General features: G+C 64.9%; 20 protein-coding genes. 5 read left to right on the forward strand and 15 right to left on the reverse strand.

Annotation, left to right across the window (positions count from 1 at the left end; genetic code table 11):
* Positions 1-110: 110 nt before the first annotated feature.
* Positions 111-518, reverse strand: coding sequence for a GlcG/HbpS family heme-binding protein (locus ACTIF6_RS05900; protein ID WP_439587075.1), 408 nt, complete (start codon positions 516-518; stop codon positions 111-113).
* A gap of 249 nt (positions 519-767) precedes the next feature.
* On the opposite strand from ACTIF6_RS05900, the gene ACTIF6_RS05905 reads away from it, so the two are divergent.
* Both ACTIF6_RS05905 and ACTIF6_RS05910 read left to right on the forward strand, forming a co-directional pair.
* Positions 768-1,463, forward strand: a complete 696-nt coding sequence (locus ACTIF6_RS05905) for a Bax inhibitor-1/YccA family protein (RefSeq protein ID WP_439587076.1) — start codon at positions 768-770, stop codon at positions 1,461-1,463.
* A 132-nt stretch (positions 1,464-1,595) separates the two neighbouring features.
* Positions 1,596-1,949 carry a hypothetical protein gene (locus tag ACTIF6_RS05910; protein ID WP_439587077.1) on the forward strand — a complete coding sequence of 118 codons (354 nt, stop codon included), beginning with the start codon at positions 1,596-1,598 and terminating at the stop codon, positions 1,947-1,949.
* Positions 1,950-1,956: 7 nt separating this feature from the next.
* Here ACTIF6_RS05910 and rlmD read toward each other — a convergent pair whose 3' ends face one another.
* From rlmD to surE, 5 genes are all read right to left on the reverse strand, one after another.
* Positions 1,957-3,429 (reverse strand): 23S rRNA (uracil(1939)-C(5))-methyltransferase RlmD, encoded by a 1,473-nt coding sequence (gene rlmD / locus ACTIF6_RS05915; protein WP_439587078.1) that lies wholly within the window; start codon positions 3,427-3,429, stop codon positions 1,957-1,959.
* A gap of 22 nt (positions 3,430-3,451) precedes the next feature.
* A complete protein-coding gene (locus ACTIF6_RS05920) occupies positions 3,452-4,237 on the reverse strand; it encodes a 3'-5' exonuclease (protein ID WP_439587079.1) in 786 nt (261 codons plus the stop codon).
* A gap of 13 nt (positions 4,238-4,250) precedes the next feature.
* Complete coding sequence (locus ACTIF6_RS05925) at positions 4,251-5,075, reverse strand: peptidoglycan DD-metalloendopeptidase family protein (RefSeq protein ID WP_439587249.1); 825 nt, start codon at positions 5,073-5,075, stop codon at positions 4,251-4,253.
* A gap of 166 nt (positions 5,076-5,241) precedes the next feature.
* Positions 5,242-6,000, reverse strand: a complete 759-nt coding sequence (locus ACTIF6_RS05930) for a protein-L-isoaspartate(D-aspartate) O-methyltransferase (protein ID WP_439587080.1) — start codon at positions 5,998-6,000, stop codon at positions 5,242-5,244.
* A complete protein-coding gene (gene surE / locus ACTIF6_RS05935; protein ID WP_439587081.1) occupies positions 5,997-6,788 on the reverse strand; it encodes a 5'/3'-nucleotidase SurE in 792 nt (263 codons plus the stop codon). The genes ACTIF6_RS05930 and surE overlap by 4 nt, the downstream gene beginning before the upstream one ends.
* A 125-nt stretch (positions 6,789-6,913) precedes the next feature.
* On the opposite strand from surE, the gene ACTIF6_RS05940 reads away from it, so the two are divergent.
* The 3 genes from ACTIF6_RS05940 to ACTIF6_RS05950 are packed head-to-tail and all read left to right on the forward strand — an operon-like array spanning position 6,914 to position 9,772.
* Positions 6,914-7,900: an NADPH:quinone oxidoreductase family protein gene (locus ACTIF6_RS05940; protein ID WP_439587082.1), complete on the forward strand. Its 987-nt coding sequence runs from the start codon at positions 6,914-6,916 to the stop codon at positions 7,898-7,900.
* A gap of 50 nt (positions 7,901-7,950) precedes the next feature.
* Positions 7,951-8,865 carry a VOC family protein gene (locus ACTIF6_RS05945; protein ID WP_439587083.1) on the forward strand — a complete coding sequence of 305 codons (915 nt, stop codon included), beginning with the start codon at positions 7,951-7,953 and terminating at the stop codon, positions 8,863-8,865.
* 49 nt (positions 8,866-8,914) lie between these two features.
* Entirely contained in the window at positions 8,915-9,772 is an 858-nt protein-coding gene (locus ACTIF6_RS05950) for a sugar phosphate isomerase/epimerase family protein (RefSeq protein WP_439587250.1), read from the forward strand.
* 11 nt (positions 9,773-9,783) lie between these two features.
* On the opposite strand, the gene ACTIF6_RS05955 is transcribed toward ACTIF6_RS05950, so the two are convergent.
* From ACTIF6_RS05955 to ACTIF6_RS05995, 9 genes are all read right to left on the reverse strand, one after another.
* A complete protein-coding gene (locus tag ACTIF6_RS05955; RefSeq protein ID WP_439587084.1) occupies positions 9,784-10,650 on the reverse strand; it encodes a DMT family transporter in 867 nt (288 codons plus the stop codon).
* A 22-nt stretch (positions 10,651-10,672) separates the two neighbouring features.
* Positions 10,673-11,506, reverse strand: coding sequence for a shikimate dehydrogenase family protein (locus tag ACTIF6_RS05960; protein ID WP_439587085.1), 834 nt, complete (start codon positions 11,504-11,506; stop codon positions 10,673-10,675).
* A 34-nt stretch (positions 11,507-11,540) separates the two neighbouring features.
* Positions 11,541-12,539: a TRAP transporter substrate-binding protein gene (locus ACTIF6_RS05965; RefSeq protein WP_439587086.1), complete on the reverse strand. Its 999-nt coding sequence runs from the start codon at positions 12,537-12,539 to the stop codon at positions 11,541-11,543.
* Positions 12,540-12,589: 50 nt separating this feature from the next.
* Positions 12,590-13,870 carry a TRAP transporter large permease gene (locus ACTIF6_RS05970; RefSeq protein WP_439587087.1) on the reverse strand — a complete coding sequence of 427 codons (1,281 nt, stop codon included), beginning with the start codon at positions 13,868-13,870 and terminating at the stop codon, positions 12,590-12,592.
* Between the two features lie 18 nt (positions 13,871-13,888).
* Complete coding sequence (locus ACTIF6_RS05975; RefSeq protein WP_439587088.1) at positions 13,889-14,422, reverse strand: TRAP transporter small permease; 534 nt, start codon at positions 14,420-14,422, stop codon at positions 13,889-13,891.
* A gap of 117 nt (positions 14,423-14,539) precedes the next feature.
* Positions 14,540-15,220, reverse strand: coding sequence for a TetR/AcrR family transcriptional regulator (locus tag ACTIF6_RS05980; protein WP_439587089.1), 681 nt, complete (start codon positions 15,218-15,220; stop codon positions 14,540-14,542).
* Positions 15,221-15,258: 38 nt separating this feature from the next.
* Positions 15,259-15,702 carry a hypothetical protein gene (locus tag ACTIF6_RS05985; RefSeq protein WP_439587090.1) on the reverse strand — a complete coding sequence of 148 codons (444 nt, stop codon included), beginning with the start codon at positions 15,700-15,702 and terminating at the stop codon, positions 15,259-15,261.
* Positions 15,703-15,836: 134 nt separating this feature from the next.
* Positions 15,837-17,024 (reverse strand): LLM class flavin-dependent oxidoreductase, encoded by a 1,188-nt coding sequence (locus ACTIF6_RS05990; RefSeq protein ID WP_439587091.1) that lies wholly within the window; start codon positions 17,022-17,024, stop codon positions 15,837-15,839.
* Entirely contained in the window at positions 17,021-18,100 is a 1,080-nt protein-coding gene (locus tag ACTIF6_RS05995; protein WP_439587092.1) for an ABC transporter substrate-binding protein, read from the reverse strand. Before ACTIF6_RS05995 ends, ACTIF6_RS05990 begins: the two co-directional genes overlap by 4 nt.
* Positions 18,101-18,144: the final 44 nt, after the last annotated feature.

Consider the following 18,144-nt stretch of genomic DNA (forward strand, 5'->3'; position numbering starts at 1 on the left):
GCACACCGGCCAACGTTTTTTCATCGTGGGGCGACCCGGGGATCTCACTTTCCCCGAGCGTCGTTTTTAGCCAGCCAAGGGGTACTCCACCCCATTAGCCAGGCATTTTTTTATAGCCCGATGGCTGCAATCCCCGCGCGCGCAATCTGCGCATCTTCGGTCGACTTGACGCCGCTCACACCCACAGCGCCCAGGCACTGCCCGTCCTTGATGATGGGAACGCCGCCTTCCAGCATACCGGCGAGCGTGGGAGCGCTCAGGAACGACGTGCGCCCCTGGTTGATGATGTCCTCATAGATCTTGCTTTCGCGCCGGCCCATGGCCGCGGTATGCGCTTTGGCTGGTGCGATATGGGCAGAAATGGCGGCTGCGCCGTCCAGCCGCTGCAACCACAGCAGGTGACCACCGTCGTCCACGATGGCAATGGTCACCGCCCACTGGTTCTTCAACGCCTCGGCTTCTGCCGCCGCGGCGATGAGCTTGACGTCGGCACTGTCGAGAAAGGGCTTGTTTTTCATGAACTTGGTCCTATTTTGGAAATCAGAGGATGGTGCAGACTGGGATACAGGCTGCCAGAGGTATGCAGTGAGAACGATAACGCGGGTTTTGTGGTCCTTGAGGACACAAGTGACCTTACCAAAATGGCGTTTTCACCCGCGCTGTCCCGCTGGCGACCCTGACCCCTACAATGCAGCTTCACCGGTTGCGCGGCATTCTGCCCCGCAGTCACCGGCCCCGAGTGTCAGATGATGAAGGAGATCACCACCATGACCGACCACGTACAGACCAGCGGGCGCTTCGGCACCGCCGTTTCCAGCGATGCGCAGCGCAATAAAGTCATGCGCAACACCTATTGGCTGCTGGCTTTGTCCATGCTGCCCACCGTGCTGGGCGCCTGGATCGGCGTGCAGACCGGCATTACCGCCAGCCTGACGGGCGGCATGGGCCTGATCGTCTTCCTGGGCGGCGCCTTCGCTTTCATGTTTGCGATCGAGAAGACCAAGAATTCCGCCGCCGGTGTGCCCGTGCTGCTGGCCTTCACCTTCTTCATGGGTCTCATGCTCTCGCGCCTGCTGGCGATGGTGCTGGGCTTCTCGAACGGCGCCAGTCTGATCATGACCGCCTTTGGTGGCACCGCCGGCGTGTTCTTCATCATGGCCAATCTGTCCACGGTGATCAAGCGCGACCTTTCCGGCATGGGCAAGTGGCTGTTCGTGGGCGCCCTGGCGATCATGATCGGCGCCATCATCAACGTGTTCGTGGGCAGCACGGCCGGCATGGCCGCCATCGCCACCCTGGCCATTGTGGTCTTCAGCCTCTACCTGCTGTACGACCTCAAGCGCATTGTGGATGGAGGCGAGACCAACTACATCACGGCCACGCTGGGCCTGTACCTGAGCCTGTTCAACATCTTCCAGAGCCTGCTGATGATGCTGGGCCTGTTTGGCGGCGACCGCGAGTAAGCGCCCTCCTCCCCTACAAAAAGGACCTCCGGGTCCTTTTTTGTTGCCCCTGGGGCTGAGGAAAAATTCCGCTTCCCGGCGTCAAGTTCTGCCCGAAATGGCCGAAACAGGATGGAAACCACCCGATCTGCCATGCGCCACACCGTTTTCACCCTTTGCATCCTGAGCGCCGCCGCCCTGCTGAGCGGCTGCGAGGCGCTGGGCATCGAGACGGCCACGCAGGTCAATGCCAAGAAGGACGCCGAAGGCAAGGCCATCGGCAGCGCCTGCCGCCACGCGGTGCGCAGCATCGAGGACTGCTTCGGCAACTACCCTCGAGCGGGCAAGGCCGCCGTGTTCGCGGGGTGGAAGGAAATGGACGAGTACATGCGCGAGAACTCGATCGTGGGCATGCCCTCACAGCCCGAGGCAACGAGCCCCGCGCAGGGCAAGGGTGGCGAAGCCGCCCACGGCGACAAGCCCGCCGCCGCGGCCCGCACCTCCTGACTCGACGTCAGACCCCAGCCTCGCCCGGTGTTCGCGACGGGTCCAGCTCGAACACCGCCATGCTTTCCACGTGCGCCGTGTGCGCAAACATGTTGACCACGCCCGCCGCCACGCAGCGGTAGCCCGCCTGGTGCACCAGCAGGCCCGCATCGCGCGCCAGCGTGGCGGGGTTGCAGCTCACATAGACGATGCGTTGTGGCGGCGTCCAGCCTGCGCGCAATGCCGGATTCTGGTGCAGGTCGGCCATGGCCTTGGCCAGTGCGAAAGCGCCTTCGCGAGGTGGATCCACCAACCACTTCTGCGCCACACCGTCGGCGACCAGCTGCTCCGGCGTCATCTCGAAAAGGTTGCGTGCGGCAAATGTGGTGGGCGCCAGCGGGCGATCCCGCCCCGCCTGATTGCGGGCGAGGTTCTCGCGCGAGCGTGCGACCAGCGTCTCGCTGCCTTCGATGCCCAGCACCTCACCAGCAGTGGTCGCGATCGGCAGCGTGAAGTTGCCCAGGCCACAGAACCAGTCGATCACGCGCTCATTGGTGCGCGCATCGAGCAGGCGCAATGCGCGTGCCACCAGCACGCGGTTGATGAAGGGATTGACCTGGGTGAAGTCGGTCGGCTTGAACGGCATGGTGATGCCGAACTCGGGCAAGGCGTACGACAGGCCCGCTCCACCTTCGTCGAGCAACCGCACCGTGTCCGGCCCCTTGGCCTGCAACCACCATTGCACGCCATGCTTCGCACCGAAGGCGCGCAATCGCGCGCAGTCGTCCTCACTCAGCGGTTCAAGGTGCCGCAGCACGAGCGCCGTCACCTCGTCGCCACACGCCAGCTCGATCTGCGGGCAGGTCTCGCGCGCGTCCATGCCGAAGATGAGCTCACGCAGCGGCAGCAGCATGTTGCTCACCTCGGGCGGCAGCACCGGGCATACCTTCATGTCGGCGACGTACCGGCTCTTGCGTTCGTGAAAACCGATCAGCACCTCACCTTTCTTGTGCACGTGCCGCACCGACAGGCGCGCCCGGTAGCGGTAGCCCCAGGCAGGGCCTTCGATCGGGCGCATCATGGTTTCGGCCTTGACCTTGCCGAGATGCCAGAGGTTGTCCTCCAGCACACGCTGCTTGATCGCTACCTGGGCCGATTCGTGCAGATGCTGCATCTTGCAACCGCCACAGGCACCGGCGTGCAGGCCGAAATGCGGACAGCCCGGGCGCACGCGCTGCGAAGACTCGCGGTGAACCGCCGTGACGGTGCCGGCTTCCCAGTTGTTCTTCTTGCGGTGCACGCTCACGCTGACCTGCTCGAACGGCAGCGCGCCTTCGATAAAGACGACCTTGCCATCGGGGCGGCGGGCGATGCCCTGGGCATCGATGTCGAGGGATTCCACCGCGAGCCAGCCCTCGGGCAGAGCGTGTTCCGAGGTCTCGTGGGCTGCCGCGCTGGCAGTGGTGAGAAGGCTGTTTTCGTGGGGGGTGGACGCTGTCATCCACCGATTGTCTCAGGCTGGCTCAGACCCACGCCCGCAGGTACTCGTCCCAGTGCGATTCCGTGGGCGCCAGATTACCCAGCGTTTCCTTCACCATGGCGATTTCCTGCTCGTACTCGGCCTCGGTCAGGCCGCCACGCATCTTCTGGAAGCGGCAGTACACCAGGTAGGTGTTCATGACGTCGGTTTCGCAGTAGCGGCGAATGTCCTCGGTCTGGCCGGCAAGGTACTGCGAATACACCTGTGAACCGTCCATGCCGAGCTTGCCAGGAAAGCCACAGAGCTTGGCCATGGCGTCGAGCGGCGCGTTGTTCTTGGGTGAGTACATGGCCAGCAGGTCCATCAGGTCCAGGTGACGCATGTGGTAGCGGCTGATGTAGTTGTTCCACTTGAACTCGCGGTCGTCCTCGCCGAGATCCCAGTACTTGCTGGCTTCCACACCGTGGCGAAGACCCCGGTAGTGCAGCACGGGCAGGTCGAAGCCGCCGCCATTCCAGCTCACCAGTTGCGGTGTGTGCTTCTCCACCGCATGGAAAAAGGTCTGCACCACCTTGCCTTCGCTCTGACCATCGCGATCGACAAAGGAATGGATGCGCAGACCCTCGGCGTTGCGGAACACGCAACTGATCACCAGCACGCGCTGCAGGTGAAGCGGGGTGAAGTCGCTCTGGCCCTTTTCCTTGCGCTCGGCCAGCCAGGCCGCATACACCTGCTCGTCCGTGTCGACGGCGCTCGCACCGCGAAGGGCGCGGAGCCCGTCAACGTCGGGAATGGACTCGATGTCGAAGACGAGGACGGGCCAGGCCATGCCGCGCGCCGGTTCAGCGCTTGGGCAAGTGGCCCATGGGATCGACCGGCTTGCCCAGCCGGCGCACCTCGAAATGCAGCTTCACGCGGTCGGTGTCGCTGCTGCCCATTTCGGCGATCTTCTGTCCCTGGCGCACGGACTGGTCTTCCCGCACCAGCAGCGCCTGGTTGTGCGCATAGGCCGTGAGGTAGGTGTTGTTGTGCTTGAGGATGATGAGGTTGCCGTAGCCGCGCAGGCCGGCACCGGCATACACCACGCGCCCATCGGCTGCAGCCACCACCGGGTCACCGATCTTGCCCGCAATGGACACGCCCTTGTTGTTGGCTTCGTCGAACGGGGTGATCACAGCGCCCTGTGCAGGCCAGATAAAGGTAATTTCGTCGCCGGCAGCGGCAGGCGGTTGTGCGGGCGGCGCGGCCGGAATGGGTGCGGGTGGCGCAGCCTCGGTCAGAGGCCGAGCGGTCACGCCCGAACTGGCCACGGGGCTGGTCGCAGGTCCAGTGGGTGCGACGACAGGTGGTGGAGCGCTGGACGCCGCGTTCACAGGCGGCAACACGCGCAGCACCTGCCCCACTTCGATCGAATTGGCGTTCGCCAGGCTGTTCCACGCCTGGATGTCGCGCCAGTTCTGGCCGTTGTCCAATGCAATGCGGAACAGGGTGTCCCCCGCCTTGACGGTGTAATAACCCGGCTTGCCAGCGTTCTCGCTGCCCGGTTGCACCACCACGGGTTGCTCGATACCGGTGCGGACGACGCCCCGGTCTTCCACCGGAGCCGGGCCGGACACACGGCGCGTGGAACAACCGGCGGTGACCAGCAGCACGGCCAGCACGGTCATGACCGCGGCGCTTTGCCATGCCGAGCGCCCCGACTCCTGGGGATGACCCGACAACTGGAAAACACGCTTGTTCATGAAAACTCCCACCGTTGGCGTGGACACTGTGCGACATCGATGCACAGGCCCTGTAAGAAAAACTGCAGCGCTGTCAGAGACACGCGCCAACTCATGCGATCCCCGATTTTAGAGGCACAAAGAGGACGGCCTCCAGTTCAGTGCGCACCACGCCGGTGGCGGTCTTTTCAACCACCACCAGGTTCTGGCGACCCGACCCGGTCACAGCAGGTGCCACCAGGCGCCCACCCACCGCGAGCTGATCGATCCATGCATCGGGGATCTGGTTCCCGCCTGCGGCAGCAATGATGCCCGCGTAGGGCGCGCCGCGCGCAAAACCGAGCATGCCATCGCCGAACAGAAGGTGGACGTTGGACAGTCGAAGTGGTCGAAGGTTCTCCCGCGCCTTCTCGTGCAGGCCCTTGAGCCGCTCGATGCTGTAGACCTCGCGCGCCACATGGCTGAGCACTGCAGCCTGATAACCACAGCCAGTGCCGATCTCCAGCACACGGCCGAGCTTTTCAGCGCGTCCCTGGCAGAGCAGTTCGATCATGCGGGCGACCACACCGGGCTTGGATATGGTCTGGCCCAGGCCGATGGGCAGGCTGGTGTCTTCGTAGGCCTGGTTGACCAACGCAGTGTCGACGAAGCGGTGGCGCTCCACGGCACGCAGGGAAGCCAGCACACCCGCATGGGTCACGCCTTGAGCTTCGATCTTGCGCACCATGGCCGCGCGCACGGCCTGCGAATCCATGCCCACGCCGCTGGGCATGGCTGGTGCAGCGTGGGCCCGCTTGATGACGGGCGGCACGGCACGGCTCGCGGGTGCCGTGGCATTGAGACGGGCGGGAAAACCGGGACGAGGCTTCACCGCGTCGCCTTCGCGGTGGGATCGGAATCGGCCAAGGCCGCTGCCGTGGGCGCCCAATAGGCCAGCCGATCATGATCGGTCAGGTCCACCTGCAGCGGCGTGATGGTGGCATAGCCCTGCAGCGAGGCGTGGAAGTCGGTGCCCTCGGCGTCGTCCTTGGCCTTGCCGGCGCTGCCGATCCAGTACATGGTGTCGCCGCGGGGGTTGGTCTGGGAAATCACCTGCTCGGCCGCATGGCGGCGCCCCAGGCGCGTCACCTTGAAGCCGCGGATGTCGGCCAGCGGACGGTTCGGGATGTTCACGTTGAGCAGCCAGGGGTCGGCCGGTGGCCCGCTTTCCAGCGAAGGCAGCAGTTGCGCCACCAGCCGCGCGGCCATGCGCCCCGCGTCATCCAGGTGTGCCCAACCCTTCTCTGTCTGGGAAAAGGCAATGGCCGGGATGCCGAAAAGGTAGCCCTCCATGGCCGCGCCCACGGTGCCGGAGTAAATGGTGTCGTCACCCATGTTGGCGCCGTTGTTGATTCCTGAGACCACGAGGTCGGGTCGGTAGCCGAGCAGACCGGTGAGCGCGATGTGCACGCAGTCCGCCGGTGTGCCATTGACGTAGCGGAAACCATTGTGCGAGGTGTGCACATACAGCGGCGAGTGCAGACTGAGCGCGTTGGACTTGGCACTGTTGTTGTGCTCGGGCGCCACCACCTCCACATCGGCCAGCCCCTTGAGGGCCTCGTACAGCGCCACGATGCCCGGCGCCTGGTAACCGTCGTCGTTGGAGATGAGAATTTTCATTGACGCGATTTTAGGTGGATCGCCCGGGTCACGCCCGGGACAGAAAGCGGGCATACCCGCTGCGAACAGGAGCGCCACGCTGCCTATCATGGACCGATTGCTGACCAACCAACCAAGGAGATGCCATGCAAGCCTGGCTGTGTGAGAACCCCGTGGGCGTGGAGGCGCTGACCTGGAAAGAGCTGCCCACCCCCGAGCCCAAGGCCGGTGAGGTGCTGGTCGAGATCCAGGCCGCGAGCCTGAACTTTCCCGACCTGCTCATCGTGCAGAACAAGTACCAGACCAAGCCCCCCCTGCCCTTCGTGCCGGGCTCGGAATACGCCGGCGTGGTGCGCGCCGTGGGCGATGGCGTGAAGCACCTCCAGGTGGGCCAGATGGTGGCGTGCATGGCCGGCACCGGGGGCTTCGGCACGCATGCCGTGGTAAACGCGGCGCTGTGCATGCCTCTTCCGGCGGGTTTCCCCGCAGTGGACGCCGCGGCCTTCGGCCTGATCTACGCAACCTCCTGGCACGCCCTGATGGACCGCGGCGCGCTGAAGGCGGGTGAAACCGTGCTGGTGCTCGGTGCTGCGGGTGGCGTGGGCACCTCGGCCATCCAGATCGCGAAGGCAGCCGGGGCACGCGTGATCGCCGCCGCGTCGAGCGACGAAAAATGCGGGCTGTGCAGGCAGCAAGGCGCCGATGCCACCATCAACTACAGCGTGCACACCCCCAAGGAGGGCCTGCGCGAAGCCATCAAACAGCTCACCGACGGCAAGGGTCCCGATGTGATCTACGACCCGGTGGGCGGCGATTTCGCGGAGCCCGCGTTTCGCTCCATCGCCTGGCGCGGGCGCTACCTGGTGGTGGGCTTCGCCAGCGGCCCCATCCCCAGCCTGCCACTGAACCTGACCCTGCTCAAGGGCGCCAGCATCGTCGGCGTGTTCTGGGGCGATTTCGCCCGGCGAGAACCCAAGGCCAACGCCCAGATGATGCAGACCCTGGCGGGCATGTACGCCAGGGGCGAAGTGAAACCGGTGATCGACCAGACCCTGCCCATGCGCGATCTGCACAAGGCCTACGCCATCATGGGATCGCGCTCGGTCAAGGGCAAGCTGGTGATGGTGAACTGAACGCGCGTGTGCGAACATCGAACTCTCCCTCCACCGAAGCGAGTGTTTTCATGAGTGATCTCCTCCTCAGCGCGGCAGCCAGTCGCGAACCGCTGCAAGCTTCCTTCAGCGACGCCGCGAACCCCCTAGGTCTGGACGGTGTCGAATTCATCGAATACGTGACCAGCAAGCCGCAAGCCCTGGGCCAGGTGCTGGAAATGATGGGGTTCCGGCCCGTCGGCCGGCACCGCTCGCGCGAAGTGCTGCTGTACCGCCAGGGTGAGCTCAACATCGTGGTCAATGCGCACCCCACCGATGCGCGCGGTGGCGGCCACGGCGGCGAGGTGCCGTTCATCTCGGCCATGGCCCTGCGTGTTCGCGATGCCCGCTCTGCGTACCACTATGTGCTGGAACGCGGCGCCTGGTCGGTGCCCACGCACGCCGAGGTGATGGAACTCAACATTCCGGCCATCCATGGCGCGGGCAACAGCCGCATCTACTTCGTCGACCGCTACGCCGAGTTCTCGATCTATGACGTGGACTTCGTGCCCATTCCGTCGGTCGACCAGCGCCCTCCCGCAACGGCGGGCCTGCATTTCTTCGGCGTCGTGCAATACATCGGGCCCGGGCGCAGCAACGACTGGATCCAGTTCTACAACGAGCTCTTCGGTACCGAACTGATTCCGGACGAACAGCGCTTCGGCATCATGCCCAAGGGCACTTTGCTGCGCACGCCGGCGCTGGATCCCGGTCGGCGCTTCATGCTGCAGCTCATCGAACCCGAGATCAATGTGGTGGACTCCGAGGAGCGCCTGCAGCGCATTGGCCTGGGTGTGAGCGATGTGCTGGCGGCCGTCAAGGCGCTGCGTGCGCTTGGCGTGGAGTTCGTCGAGACCGCGGCGGCCCACACCGAGCAGCGAGGTGCCATCACCAAGACCTACCTGGGCTCGGTGGTCTTCGAGCTCGTCCACAGCGAAAAGGCCTGATCACGTGAACGCCCAAAGAGACCTGAGCGAGGCCATCAGCGGCTTCGGCATGGACACCATCACGCTGGCAGGCCCGCTGGAAGCCAAGCTCGCGGCCATGAAGGCGGCTGGCTTTTCCCAGGTCATGCTCAAGGCCAACGACCTCGTGGGTCACCCGGGCGGCCTTACTGCGGCGGTGCAGGCCGTCAAGGACAGTGGCCTGCGCGGCACCGGTTTCCAGGTGCTGCGCGACTTCGAAGGCCTCTCAGGCCACCTGCACCAGTACAAGATGGACATCGCCAAGAGCATGCTCGAGATGTGCGCCGCCCTGGACTGCCGCGTGCTGCTCGCCTGCTCTTCCACGTCCACGCACGCCTCGCAGGACATCGACCACCTCGCGCGCGACCTGCGCAAGCTGGCCATGCTGGCCATCCCGCTGGGCATCCGCATTGCCTACGAAGGCCTGTCCTGGGGCCGCACGATCAACGAGTTCACCACCGCCTGGGACGTGGTCTGTCGCGCAGATTGCCCCAACCTGGGCCTGGGCCTGGACTCCTTCCACATCTTCGCGGCCAAGACCTCGCTGGAGGAGATCGACTATCTGGATCCCGAGAAGATCTTCCTCGTCCAGCTCGCCGACTTCATGTGGCAGGAGACGCGCACCTTCGAGGAACGCATGACCACGGCGCGCACCTTCCGCGTGTTTCCCGGCGAGGGCGTGCACAGCGAGCAACTGGTCGACCTGGTGCTCAAGCTCGACCGCCTCGGCTACACAGGCGACTACAGCTTCGAGGTGTTCAACGACGACTACCAGCAGATGCCGCTGCCGATGGTGGCAGAACGTGCGCGCCGCTCGGCCCTCTGGCTGGCCGAGGATGTGTTGCGCCGATCCGTGCCCCTGCCCAACCAGATGCGCCTGAAGGGCTGAAGGCGCGGCGCTCAGCCGTGGCGCACGCGCACACCCAGACCGCCGCACAGCGCGATGAGCGCGATGCCCGCAATCGACCACGCGTCGGGTGCGTAGCCGAAGACCACCCAGCCCCCCAGCGTGGCGAAGCCGATCTGCGCGTACATGTAGGGTGTGATCCGCGAAGCCGGCGCGCGGTGGTAGGCCTGAATCATGAAGTAATGCCCCAAAGAGCCAAACACGCCCATGACCGCAACGATGGCCCAGAGCGTCCAGTCGCCCAGATTCACCCACGACCAGGGCAGCAACAGCGTGCCGAACACCAGGCCGGTCAGGCCCGTGTAGAAATGCATGGTGCCGGGGTCTTCGGTGCGCACCATGCGGCTGGTGACGATCTGGTAGACGGCGTTGATCACCACCAGCCCCAGCGGCAGCAGCATCGCGCCCTGAAAGTCGCTGCCCTTGGGCCGGATCACGATCAGCGCCCCCATGAGGCCGCCCGCCACCAGCAACCATGTCAGGGGGGGTACGCGCTCGTGAAGGAGCGGCGCAGCCATCAGCGTGATCACCAGTGGCACGAGCATGAGGATGGCGGTGAACTCGCCCACCGGCACGTGGCGCAGGCTCATGTAAGCCACCGTGCCTGAGCTCACCATGAGCGCACCGCGCAGCAGTTGCCAGCCTGGCTGGCGGGTCTTGAAAAGTGCCGTGCGCTGGCGCGGCCACAGCAGCATCAGGGTCATGACCGTCTGCACCAGAAAGCGCAGCCACACCGCCATGAGCACGGGCACCACGGCGCCCACGTACTGCGAGGCCGTGTCCAGCAGGGCAAAACACAGCGTGGCGCAGACCGCCAGGGCAATGCCCCGCGCGGGATGCGGAAATCTCGGATCGGACAAGAAGGGCCTTGGAAGCGCGTGCTCAGTAACTCAGGCGGGCCACCGACCGCAGCACGTCGGCGGTGGTGGTGGGAAGTCCGAAGTATTCCAGATAGGCCGGTATCTGTTCGAAGAGCATGTCCGTGCCCACCTGCACGCGGCAACCCTGTGCCTGCGCAGCCGAGAGAAAGGCCGTCATCTCGGTGCGCATCACCACCTCGCCCACAAAGGTTCGCGCTTCCAGGCGCGAGACATCCAGAGGCAGGGGATCGCCTTCGTTCATGCCCATGGGCGTGGCATTGACCACCAGGTCGAAGCCCGCCGGATCGCTGTTGCCGGTCGCGACCTCGATGGCCGGATAGTGCACCCTCAGGCGCTGGGCCAACGCCTCGGCCGATGCGGATTGCACATCGTGCAGCGCAATGGCACTGACGCCCGCACCGGCCAGCGAGGCCGCAATGGCACACCCCACCCCGCCACACCCCACCACCAGCACGCGGGCGCCCGACAGGACCAGCCCCTTGCGCCGCACGCCGCGCACAAAGCCCTCGCCATCGAACATGTCGCCTACCAGGCGGCCGTCGTCCGTGCGCTTGACCGCGTTGCATGCGCCCGCCACCTTCACCGTGGGCGTGACCTCGTCGAGCAGGTCCACCGTCACCACCTTGTGCGGCATGGTGATGAGCGCACCGCGCACATTGGTCAGGGTGAACACCGATCGCAACAACGCCGGGTAGTCGGGCGGTCGACAGCCCATGGGCACCACCACCGCATTCACCCCCGCCTGCTCGAAGTAGGGGTTGTAGATCATGGGCGACTTGAACGTGTGCGTCGGGTAGCCGATGTGGGCGATGAGTTCGGTGTGGCCGTTGATCATGGTCAGCAGGTCGATAGGCAGCGCAGCCCGGGATTCACTTGCGAACCTTGGCCAGCTCTGCCTGCAGTTCCTTGACGGTTTCCTGGCCGACGTTGACCGCGTACTTGGCGGTCACCGGACGCATCATGTCGCGCAGCTTGGAGAGTTCGGCCGGCGGCAACTCGGTCACCTGCATGCCGTTCTTCTTCATGTTGTCCAGCGCAGCGGCGACCTGGTCCCTGGCCTGCTGGCGCTGGTACTTCGCAGCCTCCACGGCGGCATCCGAAATGATCTTCTTCTGCGCGGCGTCCAGCGTGTCCCAGAACTTCTTGCTGATGATCACCGACTGCGGGTTGTACTGGTGGTTGCTCATCACCAGATGCTTCTGCACCTCGTAGAACTTGTTGGCGTTGATCACGGTCACCGGGTTTTCCTGCCCATCGATCGCCTTCTGCTCCAGCGCGGCATACACCTCGGGGAACGGCAGCGGCGTGGGGTTGGCGCCAAGCGCCTTGACCCAGTCCACGTTGATCGGGTTGGGAATCACGCGCAGCTTGAGGCCGGACAGGTCTTCCACCTTGGTGATGGGGCGTTTGCTGTTGGTGATGTTGCGAAAACCCAGTTCGAAGTAAGCCAGGCCGACCAGGCCTTTTTCCTGCAGCTTGTCGTGCAGCTTCTTGCCAAAGGGGCCGTCCATCACGGCGTCGGCTTCCGCGGAATTGTTGAACATGAAGGGGAAGTCGTAGATCGCGAATTCCTTCACCTGGCTGGCAAAGATGCCCGAGTTCATGGAAGCCATCTCCAGCGTGCCACCCTGAATGGCCGACACGTTGGCCTGGTCACTGCCCAGCGTGCCGCCGGGGAACAGGTTGACCTTGATCTTGCCGCCCGACTTCGCCGTCACGATCTCGGCGAATTTCTCCAGCCCCATCACGATGGGGTGGCCCTTGGGGTTCTGGGTGGCGAACTTGATGGTCTTGTCTTGGGCCTGGGCGGCGCCAAAAGCGGCCACGGCCATGGCGGCCACCAGGGTCTTGAGCATCATGCGTTTCATGGTTGTCTCCAGTGAGTTGAGCGGAAGAAAAAGCGAAAAGAAAAAGAAGGTCAGCCAATCAGCAACTTGGCGGGCCACATCACCAACTGAGGGAACAGCACCATCAGGAACATCACGGCGAACTGCACCAGCATGAAAGGCAGCACACCACGCGTGACGTCGTCCATGCGCATGCGGCCCACGCCAGCCACGGTGTTGAGCACCGTTCCCACGGGCGGCGTGACCAGGCCGATGGAGTTGTTGATGATGAAGAGCACGCCGAAGTACACCGGGTCGATGCCGGCGGCCTTGACGATGGGCATGAGCACCGGTGTGAGGATGAGGATGGTGGGCGTCATGTCCATCGCGGTACCCACCACGATGACGAGCACCATGATGGCGAACATCAGCAGCGTCGGGTTGTCCAGCAGCGGCTGCAGGAGCGTGACGATCTGATCGGGCAGCTGGGCCACCGTGATCAACCAGGCCGAGACCATGGCGGCGGCCACCAGGAACATGATCACGGCGGTGGTCTTGGCCGCGTTCAGGAACACCTCGTGCAACTGCTTCCAGGTCAGTTCGCGGTAGATCACACCGGCCACGAACAGGGCGTAGACCGCAGCCACCACGGCCGCCTCGGTCGGTGTGAACACGCCCATGCGCAGCCCCACCAGGATGATCAGCGGCAGCATCAGCGCCCAGCCCGCGCTGCGCATGGCGGCAAGCACCTCGCCTGCGGACTTGCGCGGCGGCGGCTCCAGCTTCTCCTTGCGCGTGGTCCACCACCAGGTGGCCCACAGGCCGGCGGCCAGCAGGATGCCGGGGAAGATGCCAGCGAGAAAAAGCTTGGAGATCGACACGTTGGCCGCGACACCAAAGATGACGAAACCGATGGAAGGCGGGATGATGGGGCCGATCACGCCGCAGGCTGCGATCAGGCCGCCGCTGCGCGCCTTGTCGTGCCCGGCCTTCACCATCATGGGCAGCAGCAGCGCAGTGAGCGCGGCCGCATCGGCCACCGCCGAGCCCGACAGCGCCGACAGCAGGCAGGCCGCCACGATGGTCACATAGCCCAGACCGCCACGCACGTGGCCCACCAGCGCCATCGCGAAGTTCACGATGCGCCTGGACAGGCCACCGGTGTTCATGATCTCGCCCGCCAGCATGAAGAACGGCACGGCCAGCAGCGGGAAGCTGTTGGCGCCCTCGATCACGTTCTGCGCCAGGATCTGTGCGTCGAAAAGGCTCAGGTGCCACATCAGGGCAACGCCACTGAGCAGCAAGGCAAACGAGATGGGAATGCCGACGGCCATGGCGGCCAGCAGGGAACCGAGGAAGATGGCGATGGTCATGGTCGATCTCGCTCTCGTTCAGGGGCGGGGATCGCCGATGGGCATTTCTTCGGACTCGCGGATGCCGATGAGTTCACTCTCGGTCATCTGTCCCGACACCAGCCGCCACAGGTTCAACAGCAGCACGGGCGCGGCCAGGATGGCGAAGGTCATGCCGCTGGCGTAGAAGTACGCCATGGAGGTCTGCATGACGGCGCTGGTGGATTCCCAGTTGATCTTCACCTGCTCCCAGGCACCCTGGAAGACCAGCCAGCACACGAACAGCATCAGCACCAGGCTTATCGCCAGGCACAGCTTCTTGCCCAGCACCGGCAGGCGCGAGATCAGCGAATCGGTGCCGAGGTGGGCGCGTTCATTGAGTGCCACCACCGCACCCATGAAGGTCATCCACACGAAGAGCCAGCGCGAGAGCTCTTCGGACAGCGTGATGCCGGAATTGAAGCCGTAGCGCATGACCACATTGCCGAACACCATGAGGACCATGAGCACGAGGCTGCCCACCATCAGCCAGCCCAGGGCGCGGCAGTACCGATCAATGAATTTCTGGACCAATTTTTGTCTCCTCGCGGAATGGAGACGTTAATGTACGAACTGGTTAGTTTTGAATGATGAGGGAAAACCCTGAGCCCGGCTGCCGCCCGTCGGCTCGGGTTTTTTCAGACGTGGAGCTCAGGCGCGCACGAAGCGCACGATCATTTCGGTGACGGTGGCGCGGCGCTCGGCTAGCGCCTTGGGGGAGGTCATGTCCCGCTTGAAGATGAGGCCGAAAGTGTGGCGGTTGGAGACATTGAAGAACGACAGTGCCGAGATGGAAGCATGGATGTCGATCGGGTCCAGGCCGGGGCGGAAAACACCGGCCGCCACGCCGCGGTCGTACAACTGGCGGATCGACGAGATCGCGGGCACATTGAGTTGCTGGATGCTCTTGCTCTGCTCGAGAAACTGACCGCGGTTCATGTTTTCCGACATGACCAGCCGGATGTAGTTCTCGTGGCTGTGGTGATGGTCGTAGGTGAACTCCACCAGCCGGCGCAGCGCCGCCTCGGGTTCCAGGTCCTGCAGGTGCTGCTGGCCCTCGATTTCCCGCATACGGCGATAAGACTCTTCCAGAACCGCCAGGTACAGACCTTCCTTGCTACCGAAATAGTAGTAGATCATGCGCTTGCTGGTGCGCGTGGCGGCGGCGATCTCGTCGATGCGAGCACCCGCCAGCCCCTTTTCCGCGAACTCGGCCATGGCCACTTCCATGATGTTGGCCATGGTCCGCTCGGGATCGTTGGTGCGGGAAACCGCCTTCTCCACCGGAGCGGCCCTTGTGCTGCGTCGTCTGGAATGTACCGTTTCGTTCATTTCGGCAGTATAGGGGCTGCCTCCATGGCGCAGAAGCGCTATTCCTCGATGTACTCGCCGAGCGCCATCAGCAGTTGATCGACGAAAGCCTCCCTGGCGGGCAACGCTGGTGGCAAGCGCCGGCCGGTGGGCAGCGGAAACCAGCCGCGCCGCCCGGCGCTCAGGCGCAGGAAGCTCACGTCGGGCGACGGCCCGGCGTCGAACACGTGCGCCACGCCGGCGGGCAGCAACACCCATTCGCCGGCCTCCAGCAGCAGGCACGTAAAGCCTTGGGACGTGCGCACACTCAGCAGCGCCGTGCCGCGCATGAAGACGCAGGCGGTCGCGTTCTCACCGGCAATCTCGACCGGCGGGGGAACGGCATGAACGCCTGCGTGCGGCAGCGGGTCGATGTGCACGTGCTCCGAGACGTGGGCACCCAAGCGCCTGTGCAAGGCGGCCAACTCGCGAGAGCGCAGCACCTCCTCCTCCGCCCGGGCCATGTCGTCCGTAACCGCCGCGCACCGCCCCCAACTCACGCCAAGCGCTCCGACCCACGGGCACGCAGCCCCCTCGCACACCGATGTGTCGAGCCATTGGCCCTGGTGGTCGAAGGTGGCGATGGCCGTCATCTGCTTCAGGCGGACACAAGCGCCTCGTTCACCTGGGCGACTCTGCCCCGCAGGCCTGCTTCCTTCAACAGGGGCAGCACGCGGGCGCCAAAGAACTCCAGGTCGGGCTGGAAGTCGAAGAACGAAACCTGCACGCCGTCGCACCCGGCCCGGCTCAGCCGGATCAGGCCATCGGCCACCTGCTCGGGGCTGCCGATCAGTTGCACGTTGCCACCCACGATCCGCCCTTGCAGGTCGTGCTTGCCCCAGGCCTTGCTGTCGGCCATGGCGAAGTGGTTGAAGTAGTTCTGCACCGCCTCCGGATCGGCATGACGAACGATGTGATCGTGGTACTCGCGCGCCTCGGCCTCGGTGTCGCGGCAGATGATCATCGGGTTGATGAGGGTGCGCAACTTCCGGCCGTTGGCAGCGCCATGGGCCTTGATGGCGCGCACATGGTCGGGCAAGGCCACCAGGGCGTTTTCCAGGCGGGCACCTGCCGGGCTGGTGATGAACACGATGTCGGAGTGCCTGCCCGCAAAGGCCGCGCCCGCAGGCGAACCGGTGGCGCTGACCAGGATCGGGCGGCCGTGGCGCGGTGCGGGGCTGACGAATGCGTTCTGCAATTGCCAGAAGCGGCCTTCGTGGTCGAGGCCACCATGGCGCTGCCAGAGCGCCTTCATGATGCCGACGAACTCATCGGCCATCTCGTAGCGCAGATCGTGTTCGGGACGATGGCGACCGAACATCGCGGCTTCGCGGACCGAATGACCCGTGACCACGTTGATGCCCCAGCGGCCACCGGAGATGTGATCCAGCGTGGCACCGAAACGCGCCAGGTTCAGCGGGTGCCAGGCGTACAGCACATGCAGCGTGGAGATGAGCAGGATGCGGTGCGTCACCGAACTGAGTGCGGCGGTGGCGATGAAGGGATCGATCGAGTTCTCGCGAAACCGCATCTCGCCGCCATAACCGCCGGGGCCCACCCACTCGGAGGGACCGAACAGCAGATCGAAGCCCAACTGCTCGGCGCGCAGCGCCAGTGCCTGGTTGTATTCGTAGGTCCAGGTGGTGGTGCGCGCGGCCGTGGAGGGTGACCACCCGCCGTCGTACACCGGCAGGAACAGGCCCAGGATCAAGGGCTGTTCGAGCACCCGCGACAACGGGCTGCCGAGGTGATCCGCCGGGGAACGGGCGTCGGCACCCAGGCTCATGACTGGGCGGGGCGGCGCACGGCGATGCGGGCTGGGTCGATGCGCCGGCCGGCCTTGATGTCGACCTGCGCGCGCTCGATGGCGCTGACATCCACGAAGGCGTTGACGTCGATGCGCTGGGCCAGCAGCTTCTGGCTCACCAGGAAATCGATCACCGCCTGCGAGCCCTGGGCGGTGGCGGCGTCGATGCGGAAGTCGATGGTGGCGATGTCCGCAACGGGCTTGCGAAGGTAACGGTCTGCGTTCTCCGCCACGAGCAGGATGTCCTTGTCGATGCGCGAGGTGCCCGCGAACCAGGTGCGCGATTGCTCCAGGTTGTTCGAGGTCCACCAGGCTGCCGTAATCCAGGCCTTGAGGAAACGCACGGCAGCGTCGTCGCCGTTCTTCTGCAACCAGTTGCCGGTGAGTCCGATCCAGCCGAAGTTCTCGCCCTGCTTCGAGTCGTAGATGGACTTGTAGCCCAGGCGCTGCAGTTTTTCCTGCGTCGGGTCCCAGGTGACGATGGCGTCCACCTGCTTCGCCTGCAGGGACGCGGCAGCGTCGGCCACGTCCTGGTTGATGATGCGGATTTCCTTGAAAGGCTCGGCCACGCCCGCCGCCGTGATCTGTCGCACCGCGCGCGGAAACACCGTGGTGCCGAAGAGGCCCGAGAGCGTCTTGCCGCGCAGGTCGGCCAGGCCACCCTTGAAATCAGGCTGGGCCAGCACCGCGTAACGCGCATCGTGCGAACGCGCCAGCACCTTGGAGCCCGGCAGGCGCGCGGCCGCCCGCAGCACCGGGGCATCGGCAGCAAAGAAATTGTCGACCGCCCCGGCCACGGCCGCTTCACCCAGCGGCGGCCCGGAGGTGAAGGTCTTGAACTCGGCCTCGATGCCGTGCAGTTCCAGGATGTTGGTGTTGCGCAGCGTTTCCCAGATTTCGCCACCACCCGCCCACAGCGTCTGGTAGCCCAGCGTGATCTTGTTGGGTGCGCTGCTCTGCGCCAGCGCGGGAAAGCCGGTGATGGCGATGGCGGCTGCGCCGGTCAGGCGCAGGGCCTGGCGGCGATCGCGGCGGAAAGAGTCTGCGTTCGGCATGAGGGGTCCTTGTTGGGTTGGATGTGTGTATGGAAACGGGATTG

The sequence above is a fragment of the Hydrogenophaga sp. genome (assembly GCF_051860785.1).
Classification (GTDB): domain Bacteria; phylum Pseudomonadota; class Gammaproteobacteria; order Burkholderiales; family Burkholderiaceae_C; genus Hydrogenophaga.

What these genes read in the sequence shown, in the direction of transcription:
- ACTIF6_RS05900 (WP_439587075.1), bottom strand. Translation starts at nt 518, where the DNA reads ATGAAAAACAAGCCCTTTCTCGACAGTGCCGACGTCAAGCTCATCGCC.
- ACTIF6_RS05905 (WP_439587076.1), top strand. Translation starts at nt 768, where the DNA reads ATGACCGACCACGTACAGACCAGCGGGCGCTTCGGCACCGCCGTTTCC.
- ACTIF6_RS05910 (WP_439587077.1), top strand. Translation starts at nt 1,596, where the DNA reads ATGCGCCACACCGTTTTCACCCTTTGCATCCTGAGCGCCGCCGCCCTG.
- rlmD (WP_439587078.1), bottom strand. Translation starts at nt 3,429, where the DNA reads ATGACAGCGTCCACCCCCCACGAAAACAGCCTTCTCACCACTGCCAGC.
- ACTIF6_RS05920 (WP_439587079.1), bottom strand. Translation starts at nt 4,237, where the DNA reads ATGGCCTGGCCCGTCCTCGTCTTCGACATCGAGTCCATTCCCGACGTT.
- ACTIF6_RS05925 (WP_439587249.1), bottom strand. Translation starts at nt 5,075, where the DNA reads ATGACCGTGCTGGCCGTGCTGCTGGTCACCGCCGGTTGTTCCACGCGC.
- surE (WP_439587081.1), bottom strand. Translation starts at nt 6,788, where the DNA reads ATGAAAATTCTCATCTCCAACGACGACGGTTACCAGGCGCCGGGCATC.
- ACTIF6_RS05940 (WP_439587082.1), top strand. Translation starts at nt 6,914, where the DNA reads ATGCAAGCCTGGCTGTGTGAGAACCCCGTGGGCGTGGAGGCGCTGACC.
- ACTIF6_RS05945 (WP_439587083.1), top strand. Translation starts at nt 7,951, where the DNA reads ATGAGTGATCTCCTCCTCAGCGCGGCAGCCAGTCGCGAACCGCTGCAA.
- ACTIF6_RS05950 (WP_439587250.1), top strand. Translation starts at nt 8,915, where the DNA reads ATGGACACCATCACGCTGGCAGGCCCGCTGGAAGCCAAGCTCGCGGCC.
- ACTIF6_RS05960 (WP_439587085.1), bottom strand. Translation starts at nt 11,506, where the DNA reads ATGATCAACGGCCACACCGAACTCATCGCCCACATCGGCTACCCGACG.
- ACTIF6_RS05965 (WP_439587086.1), bottom strand. Translation starts at nt 12,539, where the DNA reads ATGAAACGCATGATGCTCAAGACCCTGGTGGCCGCCATGGCCGTGGCC.
- ACTIF6_RS05970 (WP_439587087.1), bottom strand. Translation starts at nt 13,870, where the DNA reads ATGACCATCGCCATCTTCCTCGGTTCCCTGCTGGCCGCCATGGCCGTC.
- ACTIF6_RS05980 (WP_439587089.1), bottom strand. Translation starts at nt 15,220, where the DNA reads ATGAACGAAACGGTACATTCCAGACGACGCAGCACAAGGGCCGCTCCG.
- ACTIF6_RS05985 (WP_439587090.1), bottom strand. Translation starts at nt 15,702, where the DNA reads ATGGCCCGGGCGGAGGAGGAGGTGCTGCGCTCTCGCGAGTTGGCCGCC.
- ACTIF6_RS05990 (WP_439587091.1), bottom strand. Translation starts at nt 17,024, where the DNA reads ATGAGCCTGGGTGCCGACGCCCGTTCCCCGGCGGATCACCTCGGCAGC.
- ACTIF6_RS05995 (WP_439587092.1), bottom strand. Translation starts at nt 18,100, where the DNA reads ATGCCGAACGCAGACTCTTTCCGCCGCGATCGCCGCCAGGCCCTGCGC.